General features: G+C 41.3%; 19 protein-coding genes and 1 pseudogene. All 20 read left to right on the top strand.

From position 1 onward, the window contains the following. The first annotated feature begins 94 nt into the window (after positions 1-94). The 20 genes and pseudogenes from G5B12_RS12535 to G5B12_RS12445 all read left to right on the top strand — a co-directional run bounded on the left by G5B12_RS12535 (position 95) and on the right by G5B12_RS12445 (position 19438). Positions 95-520 carry an N-acetyltransferase gene (locus G5B12_RS12535; RefSeq protein WP_003864588.1) on the top strand — a complete coding sequence of 142 codons (426 nt, stop codon included), beginning with the start codon at positions 95-97 and terminating at the stop codon, positions 518-520. A 94-nt stretch (positions 521-614) separates the two neighbouring features. Beyond that, complete coding sequence (locus G5B12_RS12530; RefSeq protein ID WP_040466130.1) at positions 615-929, top strand: L-2-amino-thiazoline-4-carboxylic acid hydrolase; 315 nt, start codon at positions 615-617, stop codon at positions 927-929. Positions 930-962: 33 nt separating this feature from the next. Further along, positions 963-1145, top strand: coding sequence for a DUF6440 family protein (locus tag G5B12_RS12525; protein ID WP_003864586.1), 183 nt, complete (start codon positions 963-965; stop codon positions 1143-1145). A gap of 112 nt (positions 1146-1257) precedes the next feature. Continuing rightward, positions 1258-2769, top strand: a complete 1512-nt coding sequence (locus G5B12_RS12520; RefSeq protein ID WP_130096804.1) for a hypothetical protein — start codon at positions 1258-1260, stop codon at positions 2767-2769. Positions 2770-3091: 322 nt separating this feature from the next. Beyond that, entirely contained in the window at positions 3092-3316 is a 225-nt protein-coding gene (locus tag G5B12_RS12515) for a DUF3791 domain-containing protein (protein WP_003864584.1), read from the top strand. Next, positions 3309-3875: a DUF3990 domain-containing protein gene (locus tag G5B12_RS12510; protein WP_020944841.1), complete on the top strand. Its 567-nt coding sequence runs from the start codon at positions 3309-3311 to the stop codon at positions 3873-3875. Before G5B12_RS12515 ends, G5B12_RS12510 begins: the two co-directional genes overlap by 8 nt. Next, the gene (locus G5B12_RS12505; protein WP_003864582.1) at positions 3863-4093 is read left to right on the top strand and encodes a hypothetical protein; all 231 of its coding nucleotides are present in this window, start codon (positions 3863-3865) and stop codon (positions 4091-4093) included. Before G5B12_RS12510 ends, G5B12_RS12505 begins: the two co-directional genes overlap by 13 nt. A gap of 200 nt (positions 4094-4293) precedes the next feature. Further along, positions 4294-4659, top strand: a complete 366-nt coding sequence (locus G5B12_RS12500; protein ID WP_015543456.1) for a DUF3847 domain-containing protein — start codon at positions 4294-4296, stop codon at positions 4657-4659. Then, complete coding sequence (gene mobQ, locus G5B12_RS12495) at positions 4659-6386, top strand: MobQ family relaxase (RefSeq protein WP_130096803.1); 1728 nt, start codon at positions 4659-4661, stop codon at positions 6384-6386. The genes G5B12_RS12500 and mobQ overlap by 1 nt, the downstream gene beginning before the upstream one ends. Positions 6387-6424: 38 nt before the next feature. Then, positions 6425-8332 carry an AAA family ATPase gene (locus G5B12_RS12490; protein WP_023843669.1) on the top strand — a complete coding sequence of 636 codons (1908 nt, stop codon included), beginning with the start codon at positions 6425-6427 and terminating at the stop codon, positions 8330-8332. Between the two features lie 257 nt (positions 8333-8589). Next, positions 8590-8706 carry a putative holin-like toxin gene (locus tag G5B12_RS17570; protein ID WP_015543458.1) on the top strand — a complete coding sequence of 39 codons (117 nt, stop codon included), beginning with the start codon at positions 8590-8592 and terminating at the stop codon, positions 8704-8706. 303 nt (positions 8707-9009) lie between these two features. After that, positions 9010-9192 carry a hypothetical protein gene (locus G5B12_RS12485; RefSeq protein ID WP_015521925.1) on the top strand — a complete coding sequence of 61 codons (183 nt, stop codon included), beginning with the start codon at positions 9010-9012 and terminating at the stop codon, positions 9190-9192. A 26-nt stretch (positions 9193-9218) separates the two neighbouring features. Further along, positions 9219-10916: a recombinase family protein gene (locus tag G5B12_RS12480; protein WP_015521926.1), complete on the top strand. Its 1698-nt coding sequence runs from the start codon at positions 9219-9221 to the stop codon at positions 10914-10916. Positions 10917-10940: 24 nt separating this feature from the next. Beyond that, positions 10941-11072: a Maff2 family mobile element protein gene (locus G5B12_RS12475; RefSeq protein WP_373153066.1), complete on the top strand. Its 132-nt coding sequence runs from the start codon at positions 10941-10943 to the stop codon at positions 11070-11072. Between the two features lie 4 nt (positions 11073-11076). Next, positions 11077-11949, top strand: a complete 873-nt coding sequence (locus G5B12_RS12470; protein WP_015541262.1) for a VirB6/TrbL-like conjugal transfer protein, CD1112 family — start codon at positions 11077-11079, stop codon at positions 11947-11949. A 14-nt stretch (positions 11950-11963) separates the two neighbouring features. Beyond that, entirely contained in the window at positions 11964-12392 is a 429-nt protein-coding gene (locus G5B12_RS12465) for a PrgI family protein (protein WP_005426563.1), read from the top strand. Positions 12393-12447: 55 nt separating this feature from the next. Then, positions 12448-14829, top strand: a pseudogene (locus tag G5B12_RS12460) (VirB4-like conjugal transfer ATPase, CD1110 family). Positions 14830-14856: 27 nt separating this feature from the next. Further along, entirely contained in the window at positions 14857-17697 is a 2841-nt protein-coding gene (locus G5B12_RS12455) for a CD1108 family mobile element protein (protein WP_243102761.1), read from the top strand. A 12-nt stretch (positions 17698-17709) separates the two neighbouring features. Next, positions 17710-17958 carry a DUF4315 family protein gene (locus G5B12_RS12450; RefSeq protein ID WP_021652602.1) on the top strand — a complete coding sequence of 83 codons (249 nt, stop codon included), beginning with the start codon at positions 17710-17712 and terminating at the stop codon, positions 17956-17958. Then, positions 17942-19438, top strand: a complete 1497-nt coding sequence (locus G5B12_RS12445; protein WP_174088425.1) for a CD1107 family mobile element protein — start codon at positions 17942-17944, stop codon at positions 19436-19438. The genes G5B12_RS12450 and G5B12_RS12445 overlap by 17 nt, the downstream gene beginning before the upstream one ends. Positions 19439-19447 lie beyond the last annotated feature (9 nt).

Here is a 19447-nt window from a genome sequence, read left to right as displayed (position 1 = left end):
CGCACGTACGGATCTGTGAGGGGCTAAGATTGAGAGGTCTTAGTCTACTCGACTGAAAAATTGAGAAAATCGGAGTTTGAGGAGCATCACCGTTATGATTAGAGAATTACGGAAAGTGGATATAAATAAAGTTGCAGAAATATGGTTAGATACAAATATAAAGACACATTATTTTATCTCTGCTCAATATTGGAAAAGTAATTTTGAGTTAGTAAAAGAACTTCTATTACAGGCAACTGTCTATGTTTACGAGGATAAACAGGAAATACAGGGTTTTATAGGGTTAAGTAACGAATACATTGAAGGTATTTTTGTTTCTGCCGAAATGCAATCTCAAGGTATAGGTAAAATTTTGCTAAACTATGTAAAGGGAAAAAGAAACAAATTAATCTTAAATGTATATCAAAAAAATACACGGGCAATATCCTTTTATCAAAGAGAAGGATTTGAGATTCAGTATAGCGGTTTGGATGAAGCTACTGGAGAAAAAGACTATGTAATGGCATGGCAGCAGAAATAGAAATTCAAGTTTTAGTGTTTGGAAAATTATGACTTAGTGTGCAAGTTGGGAGAAAATATGGTAACGGAAAAAGAGAAAAAAGCATGTCGATTTATTGCCGAATGGCTATAAGATTGTGAGACAGTCTCTGGTAGATGATCTGGAGGGCGAAAAAAAGGTATGTTGGGAGACAGAAATTTTGCAGGATGATGATAGTGGATTTACTTATGAAATCAGCAGGTGTCTGTATTTCGATACCTGTAAGGAACATGGCTATGCAGAGTTCTGCAAAGTATTTTGCAACCATGACTGGTATGCTTATGGAGTATTAAAGCATCATTCGAGATTTATCAGAAAATCGACGATTGCCGAAGATGGAACTGTATGTCATGATACAATCGAGAAAGTAACAGAGAAACATTTTTTATAAAACCGAAAAATTGATTATGGGAGGAAATTGAAAATGGCGAAAGAAGAGAGATTTGAAAAAATATATTCTCAGGGAGCATTAACTACTACTGAGATATGGGTGGATAAGGAAACTGGTGTGAATTATTTATATCATGCATGTGGGTATTCAGGTGGACTGACTCCATTGTTGGACAGAGATGGGAAACCAGTTATTTCTCAGGCTATAAATAGATGACCTTAGAAACAGCAACTGTTATGGTAAGTAACAGCATCGTCACAATATGTATATGGTCGATTGGTGTGTGCGGTAATATACTATATTCAGAAAAACAATTCAGGAGATTTTTATGAGAAGATCAGGTTGGACAAAATGGTTGATCGTGATTCCGGCAATGCTAGGCATTGTGTTGGTGACCTATGTGCGGTATACAACGGATATCTGGGGATTTGGTGCATTTATCTGCCAGCTGATTGCAATTTTGGAATTGGCTTATGGTCTGCGAATTGCGATGCTGGCACAGAATAGAAAGAAGTCCTATCGGTTAACACCGGAAGAACGACATGAGTATGCACGGTATTTATATGAGAAGCAATATCACCGTTACCCTGCTGTAGCGAATCAGATGCTTTTGGTTATGGCACGGATGAGTGTACTCCTTAACAATTATGAACGGGCTGCACAGGAGCTGGCAGATATTCGTATAGATAAATTCAATCCAGCACAGTTGAAGTTGTATTATTACCTGAAAGTGGTTACAGCAATGGCAGCAGGAGATGCGACAGGGATTCAAGAGAGCCAGATGTGTTACGCAGGGATTCCGGATACTAAATGCACATATCCGTCAAAAGCAGAGCTTGCTATGTGGATAGAGCAGAGAGCGGCAGCGCAGATGGCAGAGGCACTGAAGAAGGCAGTGCCGGATAAAAAAGAGCATCCGATACGGATCAGTATCATTACTTTGGTTCTTGCGTATAGTACCTTCTTCTATGGATTGTGGTATGGTATAAAACGTGATATGGGATATGAAGTGAGATATCGTTTCGCAGAAATATCGATTACTGTTATTACAATCAGTCTGGCGGTTCTTTTGATCTGGGGGATCGTGAGTTTATACAGACACAATTGCCAGGCATTATCCATACAATTCGGTAAAAACAAAGTGGCATTGATAATTGTCTATGGAGCTGCTGCGATATTTGCACTTTTGATTATTGGAATGAGTGGTCTGAGTGTAGTGTTCGGAATGGATGGAACAGAAACGGTGACTGGTTGTGACAGCAAATATACGTATATAACTGTGCAGGAAGATTATGGTGGTGAACGGAGATACAGAACCAATAATCCATTTGTTATGCAGAGTATGGATGGTCTGTGGTGGTCTTCGGATACAATAGATGAAGAAGATAATCAAGAAGAGGATACTACAGAATTACCGGATTTGGATACAGAGAATTCAACAGATTCAGAGGATATTCAGAGTGGAAATACCATAGAAGATTACAAGACAGAAGGGCAGCATGATGGTCTGACAATTCAAAATGCAATGCTGGCAGTTTATAATTACCTTCAGGAGCAGAATACACTTCAAAATATGGCGTTCAGTTACACGGCGAATGCAAAGGGAGAAGTCTATGCTGTCGTCAGCGAAACGCAGGAAACAAAGAACGGTAATACGGTAAATGTGAGATACTGTCTGTACGATAATGGTTCCAAGACAGATGCAGATGGTAATTCCTGCGAAGAACTGGTGTTAGAAAAAGTATATCCGGATGGCAATTACGAGACCGAATTGGTAGATTTTTATCTGGTAAATGCAGATACGATGCAGGTGACAGACGAACAGAAGAATACGTGGTAAAATAAATTCTGGGGAAGTAGGTGCATTGTATGACAATGAGAGAAAAAATAAAACTATTATCGTAAATGTTTCAAGCGGACTGGGTTCTTTTGGAAGTATGCAAAAGGACTCCAAGACATAAGAGGTGAACTGCGCTGATCCAGGTGCCACGGCAACAGATTTGAATGTCGACGGAGGAAAGCAAACAGTACAGGCGCAATCGTAAAACTTGCAATGATTGATAAAACCGGACTAACAGTAACTTTTATTAGTCGATTTGGAAATATGCCTTGGTAATCAACAATTCCGGTTTTACTGACTAAGAAAATGAGGAGGATTCATAATGAGTGAGAAAACAGAGATTACTTTTATGCAAACAAGACTAATCCGGCTTGCTTCAGAAGAGTGGCATTTACCTGTTGAACAGATTATCCACTTGTTTAAAGAAGCCGATGTTCTTGGATATATAGAAAAATGCTATGGGATTTTTCATTGTGAAGGCGATGAAGCTGTGCTTGAAGATATTACTGAATTTTTGCAAAGAAAGGGGATAGAGATTAGTGCTTGAGTTAAAAGATGGATTTGTTCTCTATCATGGAAGTTATTGTGAAGTAAAAGAGCCAGATCTTGCCAAATGTGCAAAGAGAAAAGATTTTGGACAGGGATTTTATTTAACCACATCAAAGGAACAGGCAGAAAGTTTTCTGAGAACCTCAATAGCCAAAGCCATCGCAACCGGAACAATTGAAGAGGGGCAGAAGTTTGGATATATTTCAACTTTTGAATTCAAACTTTCAGAAAATCTTGAAACGCATATTTTTGAAAATGCAGATGTGGACTGGTTACATTGTATCGCCGCTCACCGAAAGAAAAAAATGTTTATTGAGGTTGAACGTGAAATGGCAAAATATGATATCATTGCAGGAAAGATTGCGGATGATGCAACAAACGCTACTCTTACCGCTTATCTTGCGGGTGCTTTTGGGACTGCAGGTGATAAAGTAGCAGACGATTTCTGTATCAGACAGTTGCTGCCGAATAAATTGAAAGATCAATACTGCTTTAAAACTGAGGCAGCTATTGAGTGTCTGAAATTTGTGAAAGGTGAGAAGATATGGCTGAAGTAACAATTCCAAAGGAAAAAATGAATTATACAATCGACCTTCTGATCACTATGGTGACAGATGAAATCGCAGAAGAGACAGGCAAGGACAGAAACGAGGTATTGACAGATTTTTTGTGTTCAAAGACAGGAAAAGCACTGTATGATGAGAAGACAAAGCTGTGGTGCACTGGTCCGGCATATATAGCTGAACTGTATATGGAAGAATTAAAGAAATCCTGATATGGGATGTGAGTTTAAATTTATACGACAATGGTGACAAAGACTTTCATTCCAAGGAGCAACAATTAAATATTTCAAAAACGCTGAGGTCAGCATTTCCTAATCACAGGACAACGACCTCAGTTTTTTATACCCAGGAATCGGCATTCATGAATAAGCCGGTTCTTTTTGTTTACAGAAAAAAGAAGGAGTACAAGAAAATGAGCAGAGCAAAAAATCCAAAGTATGAATCCATGTCATTGGAGGAACTGAAGGCCAACATGGAAAAGAGCAGACAGGAACTGGAGGCAGCAATTCACCACAAAAACATTCTGGAGCAGCGGAAGAAGCTGGTAGAACGCAGGGAACGTTCCCACCGGCTGATTGTCAAAGGGGCAGAGTTTGAGAAAGTATTTCCGCTGTCCAGAGATCTGGAACAGGAAGACGTCCAGGACATGATGAATCAACTGCAGAACAGCAGTTACAACAAGAGTATTGTGCGGCAGGCTCATATAGCCGCCTTACACAAAGATCAACAGCAGATTGCAGAAGCAGTAAAAAAGACAGAGAAGGGAGATGACAGTTAATGGCACTGTATCATTTTTCAGTAAGGAATGTATCCAGAGGGAAAGGGCAGATGGTGGTCGCTTCCGCAGCCTATATTTCCGGGCAGAGGATTTTTGACAGTTATTACAACAAGATACACGATTATACGAGCAAGTCAGGTGTGATATTTACAGAAATCCTGACACCGGAGTATGTGCCAGAGCGTCTGACTGACAGGGAAACACTCTGGAACGAGGTGGAGCATGTGGAACGGAACAACAAGGCACAGCTTGCCTATTCGTTTGACATTGCACTGCAGAATGAATTGACACTTGAGGAAAATATCAGACTGGCAAAAGAGTTCTGCCAGGAGCAGTTTGTGGCACGTGGCATGATCGTGGATCTGGCAGTCCATGAGGGAAAAGCGGAAAATGAAGAAGAACCGGATAATCCCCATTTCCATGTGCTTGTCCCAATCCGTCCTTTTACAGAGGAAGGAATCTGGGGCAATAAGCAGAGAAGGGAATATATTCTTGATGAGGATGGAAACCGGGTGAAGGATACCAAAGGAAAAGATATGTTCAATGCTGTTTCTACTACCGGATGGAATGATCCGGAGCTTTTAAAAGAATGGCGGCGGGCATGGACAGAGAAAGTAAATGGGAAATTCAGGGAGTGCCACATGGCATCCAGAATCGACCACCGTTCCTACAAAGAACAGGGGATTGACCTGATCCCGACCATCCATGAGGGATATGAAGTCCGGGCAATGGAGAAAAAGGGAATCAAAACGGTGATCGGAGAATTGAACCGGGCAATCCGGCAGTTTAACCAGATGTTTATTTCTCTGAAAGAATCCATTCAGTGGATGAAGACAGCTTATGAGGAAATGAAAGCAGAGCTGGATCGCAGGCAGAACCCGACACTGCTGGAAAGCCTGCAGGATTATTATGATAAAAAGACACAGGGCAGACCACCACTTCCCAATTTTTATGCGGAGATGAAACAGAGAGGTAAGAATCTCTCCAATTTACAGGAGTTTGCAAAATCCATCAGTTATCTTCAGACACATCAGATAGAAACGATGGATGACTTGCAGGAACGGATTGAGGAACTGAACGGTGTTGTTTCTGTCAGTAAAAAAGAAATTTCTGAAAAGCGGAAACAGTTAAAGGAACTTGAGAATCTGGAAAAGATGGCAGAGGTAATAAAAACAAATCAGCCATTGATTGATGAGTATAACCATTTCTATTTTCAGAAAAGACGGGAGAGATATTATCAGCAGCATAAAAAAGAAATCAATTATTACCGCAAATGTGAACGGGAACTGAAACAACATCTGGATAAAAATGGAAAAGTGCCAACTGCCAGATGGAAACGGGAGAAAGAAGAACTTCAGGCGGGGATCGAAGAGCTGAAAGCAGATAATCAGCCGTACCAGGAGGAACTAACTTTTGTGAAAAAGGTACAGAGCTGTGCGGATATTGCCAGACGTGACCGGGAAATGGCAGAAGCAGATACTTCCGGGCGTTCAGAAGAAAAAAGGGAGAAGCAGGTGAAGTTCCCGACATTTTACACAGTTCAGGCGAAAGAGATTCTTGAAGAAAACGGGAAAGCAGAGCAACAGCCGTTGAACCAGTCGGAGCAGAATCCAGAAAAGAAGACCTCTCTTCTGAGAAAACTGGATGAAAAAAAGAAAGAGTGTGCAGAGCGTGATGCAAAACAACAGGCAGTGAAGAAAAAGCGAAACTATGACATGAGTTTATAACAGTCTGTCAGCAGGACAGACGGGAAAGGATGAGCAAAATGCAGTATACAGAAGAACAAATTATAAGAGCAAATCAGACAGATCTTGTTTCTTTTCTGAGCGCACAGGGAGAACAACTAGGGAAAAGCGGAAAGGAATACCGTTGGAAAAAGCATGACAGTGTAACGGTATCCGGAAACCGGTGGTACAGGCACAGTCAGGGGAGGGGTGGCTATCCGGTGGATTTTGTGATGGAATTTTACAATGCCACATTTCCGGAAGCTGTCAAGATGCTAACCGGGGAGGAAGGCGAAGGCAGGAACAGTACCTGCCCCGCCCCGTCCCCTGACTTCCGATTACCAGAGAAAGAGGAAAATAATGATAGAATCATCAGATATCTGACAGAAAACAGAGGGATTGAAAAGAATATGGTGGAGGAATGGATCGGCAGTGGGGATATTTATGAAGAAAAGAAGCACCATAATGTGGTGTTTGTTGGCAGAGATGCAGACGGTATTCCAAGATATGCCCATTGCAGGGGAACTGGTGAAACAAAATACCGGGGAGATGTGGCTGAATCTGATAAATCTTACGGATTCTGTCACAGAGGGACGGATAATCAGTTGTTTGTGTTTGAAGCAGCCATTGATCTGCTTTCTTTTATCCAATTATTTCCCAAAGACTGGAAAAAGCGGAGCTACCTGAGTCTGGGTGGCATTTCCAGTGCGGCACTGATGGCTTTTCTTTCTGAACGCCCTCAGATTACTTCGGTTTTCCTGTGCCTGGATAATGACCATGCAGGGAATGAAGCCAGTGAGAAATTGGCAATAGAAATCCCGGACGGATACAGTGTCATCCGTCTGAAACCGTCCCGAAAGGACTGGAATGAAATCCTCTGTGATAAAAATGCAGACAGGAAGAAATCAATCATTGAAACAGTTACAATGAAAGTACCGGAGAAGGAAGAACTGGTGCCGATGTTGTGTTATGAAGACATTGAACAGACCAGTGTAGAATGGCTGTGGTTTCCCTATCTGCCATTTGGAAAACTGACGATTATTCAGGGCAATCCAGGAGAGGGAAAAACTTATTTTGCCATGATGCTGACCGCAGCCTGCACGAACCGTAAGACTTTCCCGAACATGGAAGAGATTGAACCTTTTAATGTGATCTATCAGACTGCAGAAGACGGTATGGGAGATACGATTAAGCCGAGGCTGGTGGAAGCAGGAGCAGACCTGAGTCGGGTGATGGTCATTGATGATACAGAGGAAGCATTGACGTTATCCGATGACCGTATTGAAAAAGCAATCCGTCAGAATCAGGTCAGACTTTTAATCATTGATCCGGTACAGGCTTTTATCGGTGCCGATGTGGATATGAACCGGGCAAATGAAGTCCGTCCGGTATTCCGGAAACTGGGAATGATCGCTGAAAAGACCGGTTGTGCGATTGTGCTGATCGGACATCTGAATAAATCTTCAGGGACACAGAGTACTTACCGGGGACTTGGTTCTATTGATATCATGGCGGCGGTGAGAAGCCTGCTTTTTATCGGGAAAGTAAAGAAAGACCCGACAACAAGAGTACTGATCCATGAGAAAAGTTCTCTTGCACCTCCAGGTGAGACGATGGCATTTAAACTTGGAGATGAAGAAGGATTCCGCTGGGTGGGAGCTTATGAGATTTCCGCAGATGATCTTCTGGACGGAAAGGAAGGAAAGCCGACAGAAACAAAACTGCAACGGGGAACGAAACTGATCTATGAACTGCTTGCAGACGGAAATGCAGTCACAATCCGGGAGCTGGATGAAAAGGCAAAAGCACAGGGAATCTCCCAGAGAACCATGCGAGAAGCCAGAAGCCGGATGAAAGAAGAACTGGATTATCGGATGAATGAAAAGCAGGAAAATACCATTCGATTAAAAAAACAAGGGAGAATGGGTGACGGCAGAATTTTGGAGTGAACGGCAGGCTTTATAGATACCCTATCTGCCGTCTGCCGGTGCAAGGCAATCAAACGGAAATAGCAGGTATCCATACAGAATAAGGATTGCTGTGAATCTGGAACAAAAATGAATTGTAATATGGCGGATATAATGGTATGATTATCCGGTAACAGCAATGTTACGGGGAAGCACCTGTGACAGGGTGTGGCTGCCTCCTGATATTTACAGACCGGAGCCTTTCGGGGTTCTGAGATGAAAGAAAGGAGGTGCGTGATATGACAGCTTATGAGATTATCTCAATATTCTTAGGCGTACTCAGTTTACTGATCGCTTTTGGTAGCCTGTTAATTGCGATTATTGCCTTTCTTGATCGGAAGAACAAGAGGAAATAAAAATGCCTATCCTGTCTGCCAACAGGATAGGCGGTGGTCGTAAGACCATTTAGTCAACTCAGGCGGCATCCACTTTGGAGTGGGTGCTTTTCCTATAACAAATGTACCACACATTCCTCTTGTTTTCAATGGGAAAATTAAAATATGCAGTTCATCTGACAGGGATTTATCCCTGTCTTTATTATATCCCCAATTTCTGAAATGTTAATACAAAAATTTTAATATATGTAACCAACAGTCTGGGCAGTTAATCTGTAAAAATGGATTAGCTGCTCTTTTTTTGCAAAAAATGGAGGTTTTACAATGGCAGTGAAGAAGAAAATTATCAACATCAGAGTATATTTTGACGGTGATCAGGACGCAAAAGAAGTGTTTGCAGAGGTGATCGCACAGAAAATACGTGACACGAAAACAAAAGATAAACTTGCAATAATGAAAGATAAGCAGTATAATGATTATGAGTTCAGTAATCTGAAATCTGCGTAGGATGTGCAAAGTAACGGAGGTATCAGATGAACAACAGATATATGAGTAACAATATAGAAAGAAATGCAACCTGGAGAGTTGGTGTATACTGCCGACTTTCCAAAGATGACGAATTGACCGGAGAGAGTGCCAGCATCTCCAACCAGAGAGACATACTGGTGAATTACTGTCAGTCACAGGGCTGGCAGGTGGTGGATGTGTTTCAGGACGATGGTTATACAGGATTGAACACAGACCGACCTGATTTGCAGAGACTTCTCAAAGCCTGTGAAAAAGGACTGGTGAATCTTGTAATTACCAAAGACCAGAGCCGACTGGGACGAAACCATGTACAGACAGGATTTCTGATGGAGGAGTTTTTCCCAAAGCATGGAGTAAGGTATATCGCATTATATGATAATGTGGATACCTTTGCCGGAGACAATGAGATTGCCCCATTTAAGAACGTGCTGAACGAGATGTATTCCAGAGATATTTCCAAGAAAGTCCATGCGTCCTATCACCTGCAGGCAACCAAGGGAAAGTTTACAGGTGTTGTTCCACCACTGGGATATCAGAAAGACCCGGAGGAAAAGGGACATCTCCTGATTGACGACGAGACAGCACCGATTGTCCGGAAAATTTTCCAGTGGGCGGTGGACGGTCATGGGATTAACTTTATATCCAGAGAACTGGAACGCCAGCAGATTCCCTGCCCGTCATGGTGGCACCGGAAACGGGGACTCCGCACCTATTACACAAAATGGGAAAAGAAAGACCCGGAAAATGGGAAATATGTATGGGATGAATCCTATCTGAAATCCCTGCTGATGAATCCCGTTTACTGTGGTGACATGGCTTCCCAGAAAAGGTACTACCGTTTCAAGATTGGCAATCAGGGAGATAAAGCTCCGGAGGACTGGATCACAGTCAGGGATACCCACGAAGCAATCATTCCGCAGGATGTATTTGATCTGGTACAGGCAAAGATGAAAGGCAGGAAACGCCAGACAGAACAGGGAGAATACAGCATGTTTGCCGGATTACTCCGCTGTGCAGAGTGTGGCGGTGCGTTGACGTTGAAGAAGACGCACACCAAAGACCAGCATGAAGTTTATACCTGTTCCACTTATATCCATAAGGGGAAAGCACATTGTACCCAGCACCGGGTGGACGCTGATGACCTGTATGATGCAGTCCTTACCAGAATCCAGGAATGTGCAAAAGCAGTTACCGGAGACGGAACAGAACTGGAAAACCGGGTAAAGGAGTTATGCGAGGAAGATACACAGGGACACAGGGAAAGTCTGGAGAAGCTGGTATCAAAGCAGAAAGACCGCCTGGAAACGTTAGACCGGCTGATTGCAAAACTGTATGATGACCTTATCAATGACAAGATTACAGAATCTGTTTTTGATAAGATGCTGGAGAAGACACAGAAGGAGCAGACAGATATCAAAAAGGAACTTTTCCAGAATGAGAGTGTGCTGAATACGGAAGAAAAACTGGATGCACAGTCCCAGCAGTGGATTGACGATATTAGCGAGTATGCGGACATCAAAGAACTGGATGCCAATCTTCTGAACCGGCTGATCAGTAAAATCGTTATCTCAGAACCGCAGGAGAAAGACGGAACAGAAAATTACTGCCGTACTCCTGAAACGGTCACAATGGAAATTCATTTCAACTTAAAACCAATACCGGAGCTTGGAACCATCGAAAGAGGTTCCGGCTCCCATAAATAAGAAAAATCTATCAAAATTTAATCTATTTTAATCTTTTCAAGGCTCATTTCGAGCAAATATTTTCTCATAAAAGACATAAAACAGTTGATGGCGGGCGGTGGCATCGTACTGATTGGAATAAACCTGATTCCACAGCTTGCAACTTTGTTTGGATAAATAAATGGGTGGAATAACCGAAAAAATAACAGAGTTCATAAAGGATCTGCTAACAGGTTGGATCACATCAAACCTGGATACCATGTTCACCGATGTAAATACCAAAGTAGAAACGATTGCTGCGGAGGTTGGGAAAACACCCCAAAATTGGAACAGTGGCATTTTTTCCATGATAAAAAATTTGTCGGATAATGTCATTGTCCCCATTGCGGGGATGATTATTACATTTGTACTGTGTTATGAGCTGATTTCCATGATTATGGAAAAAAACAATATGCACGATACAGATACGTTTATGTTTTTCAAATACATTTTTAAGATGTGGGTAGCGGTATATCTGGTTACTCATACTTTTGATATTGCGATGGCAATTTTTGATGTAGCGAATCATGTGGTATCCAATGCTGGCGGTATGATAACCGGTTCCGCATCTATTGATGTTACAGAAGCATTGAAAACGCTTCTTGAAACGCAGATTGAAGATATGGGAATCGGAGAATTACTGGGGCTTGGTCTGGAAACGATGCTGGTCAGTTTATGTCTAAAAATCATATCAGTCCTGATTACCGTCATTTTATATGGACGAATGATAGAAATATATCTTTATGTCTCTGTGGCACCTATTCCGTTTTCAACATTTACGAACAGGGAATGGGGAAGTATTGGAAATAATTATGTGAAGGCATTATTAGCGTTGGGATTCCAGGGATTTTTTATGATGGTATGTGTTGCGATTTATGCAGTTCTGGTAAATGCTATTACAGTTGCGGATAATCTTCATACAGCTATCTGGTCAGTTGCAGCATATACAGTTATTTTATGTTTCAGCCTGTTTAAGACCAGTTCCCTGGCAAAATCAATCTTCAATGCACATTAGGAGGAAACAAGAATATGGCATATGTTCCAGTGCCGAAAGATTTTTCAAAAATAAAGACAAAATTAGCACTGAATTTAACTAAAAGACAAATTATATGTTTTTCTCTGGCAGGAATTTGTGGTGTTCCGGTCTATTTGCTGACAAAAGCAGGACTGGGAACAGATGTGGCAGCAACGCTTATGATCATAGTGATGCTGCCATTTTTCTTTTTTGCAATGTATGAAAAGGATGGATTTCCAGCAGAGAAAATATTGCTTCACATTATCCGGCAGAAATTTTTAAGACCTGGAATCAGGGTCTATCGTTCCCAAAACTTATATGACCGGATTATAGAGTACGATAAATTAGAGAAAGAGGGTGCATGGCTTGAGAAAAAGGCAAAAGAAGCCAGGGAAGCGAGAAATCCGTTCCATTTCCTTAAAAAAGCAGACCGAAAAAAATAAGAAACAGAAAACCGGACTTACGAAAGAAGAAAAAAAGCGTCTGAAAGAACTTCGGATGATAAAAGCGGAGAATCAGAAGAAGAGGAAACCTTTTACAGCGCAGGATACGATTCCATATAAGGAAATATATAAGGATGGTATCTGCAGGACAGATGATAACTATTATTCAAAGATGGTGCAGTTCTACGATATAAATTACCAGTTAGCGCAGAATGATGATAAAGCGGCTATTTTTGAGAACTATTGTGAGTTCCTGAATTCATTTGACAGCTCTGTTGAGGTACAAATTACATTTCTTAATCAACAGGTGAATTTTGATGAGTATGCAAAAAATATTGATATTCCAGAGCAGGATGACTGTTTCAATGATATTCGGAAAGAATATTCGGATATGTTGAAAATGCAGCTTTCCAAAGGAAATAATGGGCTTGTAAAAACAAAATATATTACATTTTCCATTAAGGCGGATAATCTGCGAAATGCAAAATCCAGGCTGGAGAGAATTGAAGCCAGTGTATTGAATAATTTTAAGGTGATGGGAGCCATGGCAGAGCCTTTAAATGGGGTAGAACGTCTGAAAATTCTGCATGATGTGATGAATATGGACACAAAAGAATCTTTCCATTTCCATTATGGGATGGTTGCAAAAACAGGTCTGCAGACAAAAGACTTTATTGCACCTACCGGATTTGATTTTCGCAATGACAGCTATTTTCGGATGGGACAGACTTTTGGATGCGTGTCATATTTACAGATTACATCACCAGAACTTACGGATAAACTGCTGGCAGATCTGCTGGATCTGGAAGAGAATCTTATCATCAATATGCACCTGCGTCCAATTGATCCCAAGGCAGCTATTAAAAGCCTGAAAAGTACGCTGTCAAATATTCAGAAAATGAAAATTGAAGAACAGAAGAAAGCGGTCAGAAGCGGATATGATATGGATATTATTCCAACGGACATTTCTACATACGGAGAGGATGTGGAGGGATTGCTCAATGAAATCCAGTCCAGGAATGAGAAACTTTTTGAACTTACTTTTTTGCTGATGAATACAGCGGACAATAAGAGAAAACTGGACAATATTGTGTATCAGACTGCAGGAATCGCCCAGAAATATAATTGCAATATACGGAGACTTCAATATCAGCAGGAACAGGGACTTGTGGCATCACTACCACTGGGAATGAACCAGACTGGAATACAGAGAATTATGACTACGACTTCTACAGCAATCTTTGTTCCGTTTACCACACAGGAACTTTTCCAAGGCGGTGAAGCTCTTTACTATGGCTTAAATGCACTGTCAAACAATCTCATTATGGTGGATCGGAAACGATTGAAAACACCTAACGGCCTGATTTTGGGTACTCCTGGTTCCGGTAAGAGTTTTGCAACGAAAAGAGAAATTCTCAATGTTTTCCTGATTACAGACGATGACATTATTATCTGTGACCCGGAGGGAGAATATTTTCCGCTGGTAAATGCCTTAAATGGTGAAGTTATTAAAATCAGTGCAAAAAGTAATGATTACATCAATCCTATGGAAGTGAACCTGGATGTTATTTATCATCCGGAGAAATACAGGATTAATGGCGATGTGGAGGATATTGATACCATTATTGCTGATAAAGCAGAGTTTATCACATCTTTCTGCGAGGTCATTATGAAGAAACCTCAAAATGCAGAATTAAATGGTGATGAGGTTTCCATGATTGACCTGTGTGTAAAAGACATTTATAAAAAATATCTTTACAATGATCCAAAACCGGAAAATATGCCGACTTTGCAGGATTTCTATGAACGTCTGAACTTTTATGCACCAGATAAACCAGCAGCACAGAACATTGCCAACAGTCTGTAGTTGTATGTAACAGGATCGCAGAATGTATTTAACCATCGAAGTAATGTCGATACGCAGAACAGAGTGGTATGCTTTGATATTCGGGAACTTGGAACCACACTACGAAAAGCAGGGATGTTGATTGTCCAGCATATGGTTTGGACAAGAGTATCACAGAACCGCAGTCGTAGGAAATCAACCCGTTATTATGTGGATGAATTTCACCTTTTGCTGAACCAGCCACAGACTGCTAATTATTCTATTGAAATGTGGAAGAGATTTCGTAAGTGGGGTGGAATCATTACAGGAATCAGTCAGAATGTAACAGATTTTCTTGGCTCTCTGGCAGTAGAAAGTATTGTGGGAAACAGTGATTTTATCCTGATGTTAAATCAGCACAGCGGGGATCAGAAGATCCTTGCGGAGAAATTGAATATTTCCAAGCATCAGATTTCTTTTGTAAATAACAGTAATGCAGGAGAAGGGCTGCTTTTTTACGGAAATGTAATCATACCTTTTGCAGACAGATATCCGCAGGATACCAGAACCTATGCTTTGATGAGTACTAAACCGGATGAGATTCAGACTTAACGGACAAAAAAGCAGAGGTGAGGTACATTGGGAAAACAAAAATATACGGCGAAAGAGAAGAAAGTCAGCCGTATGACCAGAAATGGTCTGGTTGAGGAAAATCTTGCAACAAAGGAGACCAGAAAAGTTACAAACAGCGATCAGGAGTTGCCTTATAAACAGAAGGATGTAGAACAGGCATTTATTACTTCTGAAAAGAAGAAAAACTCTCATAAAAAAGCTGAAAAGAAACAATTTTCCGAAAAAGTTCAGGAGGGAAATCCTGCCAAAAAAGAAGAGGCTGCAAACAGTCCTCCGGGAAAACGAAAAACACAGGGACGGTACAGATACCGGGACAAGCCTGCAGGTGTATCTGTGGATTCAGCGGTAGAAATACGTGAGCGCAAAGAAAAACACAGGAGCCAGTATCAGCGACAGAAAAAGAAACAGCAGAGACTGCAGTTTGGAAAACTGGAGACAGATGGAAGTCTGAAGAAAGAAAAGAAAACTTCGGCTGAAACAGATGGAGGACATTTTCAGGCAGAGAAGAATGATGTTTCTACAAACCGAAAAAAAGGAAAGCAGAAATATAGCCGAAAAACAATAAAAACTTATCAGGAAGTGGATAAGGCTGCAAGAAAACAGGAAGCTGAGAGGCAGAACAAAATTCCGAAAGATTCTGTTTATACCAAGAAAACAAATGAGGAACAGAAAGCAAAGGTAAAGTACCATTTATATTTCGACAAAAAAACAGGGAAAACGGATGGTAAAAAGAAAACCTTGTCTTCTGTTCCAAAGAAAGCATTAAAAAATGCAGTATATCAGAAAGCAGGCGAAGACGAAGAGGAAAACAGTGCTGTAGATGCAGCACATAAGCTGGTGCGTTCAGGTGAGTGGATATTACAGGAACATAGCAGTAGAAATATCCGGAAGAACCGCAGTCAGATACATAAAGAAAACCGTTTAGAGAAAAGAGCCTGGAAGAGTGCATCCAGGTATCAATATCAGAAATATCTGGAAGAACATCCAGAGATGCAGAAAAAGCTGATCAGAAAATTAATACAGAAGCAAAGGATTAAGCGAGAGTATCAGATGGCATACCGGGCTGGGAAGATTGCAAAAGAAACAAAAGACACCTCAATCCGGTCAGTAAATCTTGCTACTAAAATTGCAAGAAAGGCACAGGAAGTATTTGTAAGAAATGTAACTACTCTGATCTCAATGGGGTTGTTATTGATTTTGCTTCTTTCCGTAATGACAGGATTTGCTTCCTGTTCGGCTATGTTTTCTAATGGAATTTCTACGGTAATCGCTTCCAGTTACATTGCGGATCCGGACGAAATTGAAAAAGCAGAGTTGTATTATACGCAGTTGGAAGCCAGTCTTCAACAGAAAATAAACCAGATGGAAGCCCGGTATCCAGGAAAAGATGAATACAGATATAACATTGGTGAAATCGGCCATGATCCTCATACATTGATCAGTTATCTGACTGCCAGTTATGGGGATTTTAAGTTTGATGAGATAAAAGGAGAACTGGAAACAATTTTTTCTTTACAGTACGGAATCACCGTAGAGGAAAAAAGTGAAACCCGGCAGGAAACATCTACAATACAGGTAGGGCAGTCATTGGGAAATGTTGTGACCAGTGGATACTGTAATTGTCCCATCTGCTGTGGCGTGTGGAGTGGAGGACCTACTGCTTCAGGGGCAATGCCACAGGCTAATCATACGCTTGCGGTTGATGCTGCAAACCCATTTCTTCCAATGGGGACGAAAGTAGTGATGAATGGGATTGAGTACACCGTAGAAGATACTGGAAACTTTGCCCAGTATGGTGTCCAGTTTGATGTTTATTATGATAATCACGCAGTAGCTGAGGCACATGGTCATCAGATCTGGGAATGTTTTCTGGCAGAGGGCAATCAGAACTCTGTGGAAGTTACCCGTACAGTAACTGCAGATGTACTGAATGTTTCTGTTCAGGCAAAACCGCTTAGAAGTGTTATTCTGTCCAGAATGGAAGAGGATGAGCAGGAAATTTATGAAGAGGTCTATTCCAACAGAGGAAATTTACAGACATATAAAACTCCGGTTGAGTTAAACTGGTATGCCTATATCAGTACCTATTATGGGTATTCTGTAAACAATGGAACCGGGCAGACACAACTTCACAGAGGTGTGACGATTAATGTACGACAGGGAACAGAAGTGAAGTCAGCGATGAATGGTTTTGTTGTAGATGTAGGATATAGCGGAACTTTTGGAAATTATGTAGTTACGCAGGATAAAAAAGGTGTGCAGATTAAATACGCTTATCTGCAGAGCATTTCGGTAGCAAATGGTCAGGAAGTAACAACAGATACTGTAATTGGTACAACGGGAAGTACAGGAAGTGCAACCGGAAGCCAGTTATATTTGGAACTGGTCAAAGATGGGGAATATTATAATCCTGTTTTTTATATCAGTACCGGAGATAGCGGGCTGTATGTTGGAGGAGGCAGTTATGATGATGAGACTGTGCGGAGATTATTTGCGGAAGCAGACAAATATCTTGGTATGCCGTATGTATGGGGCGGTTCCAGCCCGGAGACTTCTTTTGACTGTTCTGGTTTTGTAAGCTATGTGTTTACCAATTCGGGTGTCTGCAATATGGGAAGACTTACTGCACAGGGAATTTATGACATTTGTATGCCTGTATCACCAGAAGAAGCAAGGCCAGGAGATATTATCTTTTTCACTGGGACGTATGATGCGGGAGAGCCGGTTACCCACGTAGGAATTTATGCCGGAGATGGACAGATGATCCATTGTGGAAATCCAATTCAGTATACGTCCATTAATTCTGCATACTGGCAGTCTCATTTTTATGCTTTTGGCAGGCCATAAGGAGGGGCGTATTTGAACATTGAACGAATAAAAGAAGAACTTGCAAGAACCTACGTTAAGATTGAAAAGCTACAGAAAAAAGCAAGGGATCTGGAAGAACAGAAGAAACAGGCAGAGGATATGGAGTATCTGAAAATTATCCGAAGCAATGGAGTTTCCGCAGAGGAACTTCAGTTGATGATTGATATCAGCAAGGAGGAACAAAAAAAGATATTGGAAACCAGAGAAAAGGAGCAGACAGAAAATGAAGAAATTTCATAAAAGAGCAGCTGTATTTTTAACCGCAGCTACGTTAGCAGGACTTCCAGCAGGAGCTTTCTTTTATAGTTCGCCCGGAAGTCTGACTGTATGGGCAGATAATGTAGAAGTGGAATCATCAGAAGAAAGCAGCCCGGAAGATGTTGATTTTTCAGATGGATCAGAAGCTGAAATTCTTGCAGATCCGGTGGAACAGGCACAGGAAGATGCAGGAAATGATATGACGGAAACACCGGAAGTAGGGATTACCTTTACAGAACCCGAAGGCTGGCAGACAGATACGGCAACTGTAAAAATTCAAGTGGAAGATACAAAGAATACAGGTGCTTTTTCTATTGCAAAAGTAGAAGCAAGACTTTCAGAAAATGGAGGATGGTCAGACATAACCGGAAATATGGAAGTATCCATCTCTTCTAATTGTAGTGTTTATGTGAGAGTTACCGATCAGAATGGAAATACTTATGAGCAGAATCGTTACATAGAGTGTTTTGATAAAACCAAACCAACTATTATTGCGGCTGCGAAGAATGGGATACTGATCGTGCAGGGAGTTGATGCGGAATCGGGAATTGCTGCTTTGTATGTCAATGGAAATGAATTCACAGAACTGACGAATAATACATTAAATGTCCGTTTGCAAAAAGCGGATACTTCCTATGAATACTTTACCCTGCAGGCAAAAGACAAAGCAGGAAATATGTCAGAGATCTATAAAGTAGGAAACCCTTATTATGAAAATCCAGATGCAGTAAAAGAGAATACAGAGGTTTCCGGAACGGAGCAGAATGCAGCTTCTTTGCCAGCCGATGGAACTGCAAGTAAGCCCACCAGTGCTACGGCAACCGTAACGGAACATCAGACAACGAACGAGACTGCTACTGCACCAACAGAACCAGAAAACACAGGAAATGAAACGGATACAGAAGCAGATACCGGACGGGTGCAGGGAGAAAGTTCTGCTTCCGGCATGACAACAGGAACAGTTCAGGACAAAGGGGGAAAGGAATTTTATACGATCAAGACAAAAAGTGATAAGGTTTTTTATCTGATCGTAGATAAGGATAAAACGGATGAAAATGTTTATCTTCTTACAGAGGTAGGCGAAAATGATCTTTTGAACTTTACGGATACCAACATGGTCACACTTCCACAGAACCAGGCTATTGCAGAATCCGCACTGCCACTTGAAACAGAGAAGATCACAGAGATACCGGAACCAGAAGTTACGATCATACCGGAAGAAAAGGAAGAACCTGAGAAGAAAAGCAATAATTCTGGCACGATTTTATTAATGCTGCTGGTTCTGGCAGGAGTTTGTGGTGCTTACTATTATTGGAAATTTATGAAAGGAAGAAATACTTCTTTTGATTATGAAGAGGACGAGGACGACGATGAGGAGGAAGATACAATTCGTGAGGATGATGAAGAATTAGAAGAATATGAAATGGAAGGTGAAGTAGAAGACGAAGAATCAGAGGAATAACTTTGTTTC

It is taken from the genome of Blautia sp. MSK.20.85, from assembly GCF_013317245.1.
GTDB lineage: Bacteria > Bacillota > Clostridia > Lachnospirales > Lachnospiraceae > Blautia_A.
Note: the sequence above shows the minus strand (reverse complement) of the source record. Positions and strands in the feature narration are given on the sequence as shown.

Bases quoted from the DNA above. Each gene is read 5' to 3' on its own strand.
- G5B12_RS12520 (WP_130096804.1), top strand. From the start codon at position 1,258: ATGAGAAGATCAGGTTGGACAAAATGGTTGATCGTGATTCCGGCAATG.
- G5B12_RS12525 (WP_003864586.1), top strand. From the start codon at position 963: ATGGCGAAAGAAGAGAGATTTGAAAAAATATATTCTCAGGGAGCATTA.
- G5B12_RS12535 (WP_003864588.1), top strand. From the start codon at position 95: ATGATTAGAGAATTACGGAAAGTGGATATAAATAAAGTTGCAGAAATA.
- G5B12_RS12480 (WP_015521926.1), top strand. From the start codon at position 9,219: ATGAACAACAGATATATGAGTAACAATATAGAAAGAAATGCAACCTGG.
- G5B12_RS17570 (WP_015543458.1), top strand. From the start codon at position 8,590: ATGACAGCTTATGAGATTATCTCAATATTCTTAGGCGTACTCAGTTTA.
- G5B12_RS12470 (WP_015541262.1), top strand. From the start codon at position 11,077: ATGGGTGGAATAACCGAAAAAATAACAGAGTTCATAAAGGATCTGCTA.
- G5B12_RS12465 (WP_005426563.1), top strand. From the start codon at position 11,964: ATGGCATATGTTCCAGTGCCGAAAGATTTTTCAAAAATAAAGACAAAA.
- G5B12_RS12445 (WP_174088425.1), top strand. From the start codon at position 17,942: ATGAAGAAATTTCATAAAAGAGCAGCTGTATTTTTAACCGCAGCTACG.
- G5B12_RS12490 (WP_023843669.1), top strand. From the start codon at position 6,425: ATGCAGTATACAGAAGAACAAATTATAAGAGCAAATCAGACAGATCTT.
- G5B12_RS12485 (WP_015521925.1), top strand. From the start codon at position 9,010: ATGGCAGTGAAGAAGAAAATTATCAACATCAGAGTATATTTTGACGGT.
- G5B12_RS12505 (WP_003864582.1), top strand. From the start codon at position 3,863: ATGGCTGAAGTAACAATTCCAAAGGAAAAAATGAATTATACAATCGAC.
- G5B12_RS12515 (WP_003864584.1), top strand. From the start codon at position 3,092: ATGAGTGAGAAAACAGAGATTACTTTTATGCAAACAAGACTAATCCGG.
- G5B12_RS12500 (WP_015543456.1), top strand. From the start codon at position 4,294: ATGAGCAGAGCAAAAAATCCAAAGTATGAATCCATGTCATTGGAGGAA.
- mobQ (WP_130096803.1), top strand. From the start codon at position 4,659: ATGGCACTGTATCATTTTTCAGTAAGGAATGTATCCAGAGGGAAAGGG.